The following is a 6,586-nucleotide window of genomic DNA, read 5'->3' on the forward strand; positions in this document are numbered from 1 at the left end:
TTTAAATGTAAGAATTTCCGCGTACCTGTAGGCTTTGAAAAAATGTTGTATTTAACAAGTTCAAGTCATTGGGCATTGGCTTGCTTTCATTTTATTTGCATCATGGTTGAAGAGGCAAAATTAATAGGCACATTAAAGGAATATTTTGGTTATGACAGTTTCAGGCCACAGCAACGGGAAATCATCAAGGCTGTTTTTGAAGGTCGTGATAACCTGGTGATCATGCCCACAGGTGGCGGAAAATCTATTTGTTTTCAGCTTCCTGCCATTTTGCTTCCGGGTATTACTATTGTGATCTCTCCGCTTATCGCCCTTATGAAAGATCAGGTAGATGGGCTTACCGCTAATGGAATTTCAGCAGCATTCCTCAATAGCAGTCAGAAAGAACAGGAGCAGCAGGAGATCTTCCGGAAGATTGAGAAAAATGAGATCAAACTTCTTTATGTAGCACCCGAAAGTCTTCAATATGTAGACGCTGTTTTTTCTGCGGGCAATATCAGCCTTATTGCTATTGATGAAGCCCATTGTATCTCCAGTTGGGGGCACGATTTCAGGCCGGCATATACTCAGTTGGGATATCTTAAAAACCGCCATCCAGAAACTCCTGTGATCGCTCTCACTGCCACAGCCGATAAAGCCACGCGCCAGGATATTTGCGATCAACTCAATATCCCGCACGCCACGCATCACCTCTCTTCTTTTGACAGAAAAAACCTGAGCCTGGAAGTGCGTCCCGGCACCAAAAAATTTGAGCAGATTCTGGCATTTTTGAAAGGTAGAAAATCTGAAAGTGGTATCATTTACTGCTTAAGCCGGAAAAATACTGAAGAACTCGCAACCAAACTCCAAGAAAAAGGTTACAAGGCCGAAGCTTACCACGCAGGATTATCACATAATGAGAGGATACAGATTCAGGAAGATTTCATCAATGACAGCAATGACATCATTTGCGCTACCATCGCTTTTGGGATGGGTATAGACAAGTCTAACGTGCGCTGGGTGATACATTATAATATGCCAAAGAACCTTGAAGGTTACTATCAGGAGATTGGTCGTGCCGGGCGTGACGGATTACCTTCTTCTACCCTGCTCTTCCACAGTTATGCCGATGTGGTGCAGCTACAGAAGTTTGCTGAAGGATCGGGGAATGCCGAGATCCAGTTGGCGAAACTGGAACGCATGAAACAATATTCTGAAGCTCTTAGTTGCCGCCGAAGGATTTTGTTAAGCTACTTTGGAGAAATTATTTCTGAAGATTGTGGCAACTGCGACGTGTGTAAGAATCCGCCCGAATTCTTTGACGGTACCATACTTGCCCAAAAAGCCCTTTCTACAGTTTACCGGCTGAAAGAACAGGAGCCAATTTCTATGGTCATAGATGTGCTGCGGGGAGCCCAAAACGCACAGGTGCTCGAAAAAGGTTATCAGGGCCTCTCAACTTATGGCATCGCCAGCGATGTGTCCTGGCGAGACTGGCAGCAATATATTATCCAATTGATCAATCAGGGTTACCTGGAGATTGCATTTCACGATCAGAACAAGATCAGGCTCACAAGCCTTGCCAAAAATGTGCTTTTTGAGCAGGAAAAAGTTTCCCTGGCCGATGTCACCCAGGCCGAACTCAAGAAACAACCCGTTGTTGCCGAAAAGACTTCAGAAAATACCCTTTTTGAGAGGTTAAGAAAGCTGAGGCTCGAGCTATCCAGGGAAGAAGACATCCCGGCATACCTCATATTCAATGATGCCACCCTAAAGGAAATGGAGAAAGAACGCCCAATGACCGATGAAGATTTTATGCAGATAAGTGGGGTAGGTCGCCAAAAAATGCAGAATTACGGGTACCGGTTCATCAAGGAGATCATTGCCCACAGCAAAGAAAAACGGGAGAAGAAAACCCGCAAAAAAGGCAATACTTACAAAGAAACACTCAGGTTGTACCAGGAAGGAATGAGTATTGAAGAAATGGCGCAGGCAAGAAACCTGGCTGCCACCACCATTTTTTCCCACCTTTCTAAACTTTATGAAAGCGGTGAGGATGTAGATCTCAAAAAATATATTTCAGAAGCAGATCTTGAAGCAGTTCGCAAGGCACAAAAAGAGCTTGATGATCCTGATGCCCTAAAACCCTACTTCGAACATTTTAAAGAAGAAATGGACTACGGAACTATTCGGGTAGCATTGACAATATTGAATAAAGAAAACTGAACTTAAAAGTACGAAGTTAGAAGTGCGAAATTAGAAGAATTATACCGCGTAACCCGCAACTCGTAACCCAAATTTTACAACTCGCAACCTGCAACCCAATTTCGCAACCCGCAACCCGCAACCCGCAACTTCATTCAAAATCCACTTTGTTTAAGATGAGTCCGCTGCCGGGGGCGATGTAGTTCATGGGCATTTTTACTTCAGGTGTCAGGCTTCTTTCTATGTCGGTAATCGAAAATTCCCCTCTTCCCAATTGTACCATGGCTCCCATTATTAACCTTATCTGGTTGCGCAAAAATCCCGTTCCGGTAACTTTTAGCAGGTAAGATTTATCGGGAAAGAAATTGGCGGTGATCTTTGTGTTCAGCAAAATTTCGCAGGTATCAATCTCACGTTCTACTACAGTATGCGGGGTGGGTTTGGTGCAGTAATTATGAAACGAATGTTTCCCTTCAAAAAGACGGGCTCCCTGCATCATGAGGTCAACATCGAGATTTTCAGGAAAAGTGGCCATAAAAGGTGCTGCAAAAGGATGGCTCTTTCTTCCGAAGGAAAACAGGTACAGGTATTCCTTTTTCTTTGGGTGTTGGATGATATTGAAAGCGGCATCAACTTCTTTAATACTTAATGCCCGAATATCCGGAGGCAGATTTTGATTGAAAAGCACCAGGAAATCGGCCATATTCTCTAAAGGTTCGTGGTCTATGAATAATTCAAAAGCCGACTCATGTGCAGAGACCATGGCATCGGTTCGGCTAGAGCCCAGGATTTTGAAGTGGAGCTCCCCCAAAACAAATTTGAGGGTCTTTTTAACGAGGCCTTCCACAGTTTTTAAACCCGGCTGTCTTTGCCACCCATGCAGCCTGTACCCCAAATACTGTATTTTAATTAGGTAGTAGTAACGCTGTTGCTTCACAATTTTTGTTTGTACGAATTTAAAGCAAAAACTCCGCATGAGCCCCATGAACAAAAGCTTTGTTCCAAAAGTCTTTAACTTTTACTTAGAATAGATTGGGCTGCTGATTTTGTACCTTCACTTTTATGGAACAATTACGCAACTCTAAGGGGAAACAAATACTTCTTTATGGAACATTAACCATACTCGCTTTATACTTCCTGTTTCAGGGGCTTGCAGATGCAAGTGGTTTTCTCATTCCGTTGACCACAGCCGTGATTCTTTCTCTTCTCATGATACCGCTGTGTAGGAAGATGGAAAAATCATTTATGAATCGGATGTCCTCTTCCCTGGTAAGCACTTTCATTATTTTCCTGGCTTCCGTAGGTTTTTTCGCCATTATATCAATGCAGGTGAAAACGGTGGTAGACGACTGGCCAAAGATCAAGGAAACAATGGCCCCAAAAATCGAACAGGTGAAGGCTTTTTTACTGGAGCACACCCCGCTGGAGCAGCAGGATATTGAAAGTTCTGAAAAAGGCAGCCCCGTTCCTTATATGAGCGAAACCTCCAATGCAGGTAAAAAAGCTGCTTCTTTTCTCAATAATACCATCAGTTTTTTTGGTGACTATCTTATCACCTTTATATATATCTTCTTTCTGCTAAACTACAGGCACCGGTTTAAGCGTTTTTTGTTACTACTCTTCCCCGACTCCCGAAGGCATGAGGTAAAAGATATTATTGAAAATTCGGCCAAAGTCACCCGAAAATATCTCGTGGGGAAACTTATTCTCATCGGATTTTTAGCAGTTTTATACGCCGTAGGCCTCGGAATTTCGGGCGTTAATAATTTTATTCTAATTAGTATCCTGGCGGCTGTGCTTAGCCTTCTTCCTTACATTGGTAACATTGTAGGGTTTGGGTTGGCCCTGATCTTTGGGTATCTTGTATCTGGAGAAACAGGCGTTCTTATTGGGATTATGATCACATTTGCAGTGGCACAATTTGTAGAAAGTTACATTTTGGAGCCTTATGTGGTAGGCGACCAGGTAGATCTTCACCCTTTCTTTGTTATACTGGCAGTAATCATTGGCAGTATGGTGTGGGGCATCCCGGGTATGGTGTTATCTATACCCATACTCGCTATCATTAATGTGGTGTTTAGTAGTATTTCTCCTCTAAAACCCTTTGGTTTCCTGCTGAGTAAAGACGATGATAAAGATTAAATGGAATTCACTACAGCCCAACAATTTGAAGGATTTTTAAGTACTTCTGAAATCTTTACTGAAAATGCCATTTTTGACTACCCGCTCTACCGCACCACCGGTTTTACTGCGGGCAAAAATCTTCCTGCTGTCCCTGCACCCACGGCAACAGTACTGGGAAAGCGGATGGAGCACTTTTTTGCCTGTTATGTTGCTCATTTTACTTCGGAAGATGTTGTACTTCAAAATCAGCAGATCATTCAGGAGAAAGAAACGCTTGGAGAAATAGATTTTTTGCTGAAGGAAACTACTTCAGAAGAAATTTTTCACGTAGAACTAATCTTTAAGTTCTATATCTACGATCCCGACACTGGTTTTTCAGAAAAAGACCATTTAATAGGCCCTAATAAGCGCGACAGCCTTAACCGAAAGCTGGAAAGGCTTCAAAAAAGGCAATTCCCGTTGCTGTTTAAGGAAGCTACAAAAAATATGCTTCAGGCTTATGAGATAGATCTGCAGCAGGTGGTTCAAAAAATGTGTTTTAAGGCTTCCGTTTTTCTTCCGAAGAAATTGAAGCCTTCAGCTTTAAAAGAAATCAATCCAGATTGCATTGCCGGTTTCTGGATAAGAGCTTCAGAATTCACTTTTGAAGACTATGGAAAAAATGCCTTTTTTAGTCCGAAGAAGAAGTTCTGGCCGGTGCTTCCGGAGCATAACCACACCTGGTACTCATTTGAAGATATTGAAAGACAAATTTCTCCTCTTCTCACCGATAAATTTTCTCCTCTACTCTGGATGAAGACACCTAACGGCAGCTACCAAAGGCTTTTTGTGGTGTGGTGGTAATTTCTTAGCAGAAAATTAACGGCAAACCCCAGGCTAATTAAGGAAAAATTATGACCGGCAGCCCTACGGCTTTTTTGGCATCTTAGTATCTTAAGTACGCAATTATAAATCAAGGAAAAAACCGGATTCTAAAGGTGTTTTTCCGTAAAAACCGACAGATCATGCCAATTTTGACAAAAGAACAATTTGAGGACTTAGCAAAATTTGACAGCAATCCTTGCGTCTCAATTTTTATCCCTACAGTAAGGGCCGGAAAAGACGTTCTCGAAGAAAAGGACAAGATCAATTTAAAAAGTCAATGGAAAAAGGCCGTTGAGGAACTTAAAGCAATGGGGTACCCACAGGATAAGATAGAAAAGATGGGGAAGCCGGTGAACGACCTGATGGACGACAGTGATTTTTGGCGACATCAAAGCGACGGACTCGCCCTGTTCCTGGCCGACGGATTTTCAAAACAGTACACCTTACCCATCTATTTTGAGGCTTACACTTATGTAGCCGACCATTTTTATTTAAAGCCGCTGGTGCCAATGTTTAATGGAGATGGAAGGTTTTATTTGCTCCACTTACAGTTGGATGAGGTAAAACTGTATGAGGCCACTCAATATTCTATAGGAGAGGTTAAGATTGATGATCTTACGCCCAATCAACTCGAAGACAGGGTTGGGTATGATTATGAAGAGAAGAATAGCAAGCACAAAACCCAACGAAATAGTGTGGGCGCAAACCCACAGGGCACTTCTACCCAACATGGTTATGAAGCCGCAAGCAGGGATCGCAAAAATGAGATTTTACGCTTCTTTAGGGCAGTAGACAAGGGGATTTACGAAATTCTGCACAACGAGAGCGTTCCGCTTATAGTTGCCTGCCAGGATTCTTATTTCCCAATTTACCAGGAAGCCAGTCGATATAAAAATCTGTATCCAAAACCTGTACCCGGAAACCCTGAAGCCGATCACAACAGTATTTTTAGTCTGCATGCAGCGGCACTGGAAACTCTTGAGCCACACTTCAGGAAAGATAGAGAAGACAAAATGAAGCAGTTCAATGACTTGAACCCTTCCCGAACATCAACCCAGGTTTCAGAGATCATTCCGGCTATTTTTGAAGGAAAGGTCGATACGTTGTTCCTGCAGAACCGCGAAGACATTTGGGGAGATTACAATGAAAAAATGGCTTCGGTAGATGTTCATGAGGAGAAAAGAAACGGCAGTGTTTCGTTGATGAACCTTGCCGCTGTAAAAGTACTTCAGCAAAACGGAAAAGCATATCTTATCGAAAGAGAATTTATGCCGAATAAGGATTCTAAAGTAAACGCTGTTTACCGATACTAGTATTGATCTTCAGTAAACATTCTGAGTAAATAATCCTCGGGGCAAGCCCCGAGGCATTAGCTAGAATAGTTTTAATTGTGAGTTGTCACTTTTATGCAGTA

General features: G+C 42.5%; 5 protein-coding genes. 4 read left to right on the forward strand and 1 reads right to left on the reverse strand.

Features of this window, described 5'->3' with window-relative positions; translation table 11 throughout:
- Nucleotides 1-102 precede the first annotated feature (102 nt).
- Complete coding sequence (recQ, locus tag OQ279_RS03070) at nt 103-2,205, forward strand: DNA helicase RecQ (protein ID WP_266068327.1); 2,103 nt, start codon at nt 103-105, stop codon at nt 2,203-2,205.
- A 130-nt stretch (nt 2,206-2,335) separates the two neighbouring features.
- Here the strand turns inward: recQ and OQ279_RS03075 are convergent, their stop codons facing one another.
- The gene (locus OQ279_RS03075) at nt 2,336-3,121 is read right to left on the reverse strand and encodes a tRNA pseudouridine synthase A (RefSeq protein WP_266068322.1); all 786 of its coding nucleotides are present in this window, start codon (nt 3,119-3,121) and stop codon (nt 2,336-2,338) included.
- Between the two features lie 125 nt (nt 3,122-3,246).
- Between OQ279_RS03075 and OQ279_RS03080 the strand changes: the two genes are divergently transcribed.
- The 3 genes from OQ279_RS03080 to OQ279_RS03090 all read left to right on the forward strand — a co-directional run bounded on the left by OQ279_RS03080 (nt 3,247) and on the right by OQ279_RS03090 (nt 6,485).
- The gene (locus OQ279_RS03080) at nt 3,247-4,326 is read left to right on the forward strand and encodes an AI-2E family transporter (protein ID WP_266068323.1); all 1,080 of its coding nucleotides are present in this window, start codon (nt 3,247-3,249) and stop codon (nt 4,324-4,326) included.
- Entirely contained in the window at nt 4,327-5,151 is an 825-nt protein-coding gene (locus OQ279_RS03085; protein WP_266068324.1) for a DUF1853 family protein, read from the forward strand.
- 161 nt (nt 5,152-5,312) lie between these two features.
- A complete protein-coding gene (locus OQ279_RS03090; protein ID WP_266068325.1) occupies nt 5,313-6,485 on the forward strand; it encodes a baeRF3 domain-containing protein in 1,173 nt (390 codons plus the stop codon).
- The last annotated feature ends 101 nt before the right edge of the window (nt 6,486-6,586 follow it).

This window comes from Salinimicrobium profundisediminis, from assembly GCF_026241755.1.
In the GTDB taxonomy this organism is placed as follows: domain Bacteria; phylum Bacteroidota; class Bacteroidia; order Flavobacteriales; family Flavobacteriaceae; genus Salinimicrobium; species Salinimicrobium profundisediminis.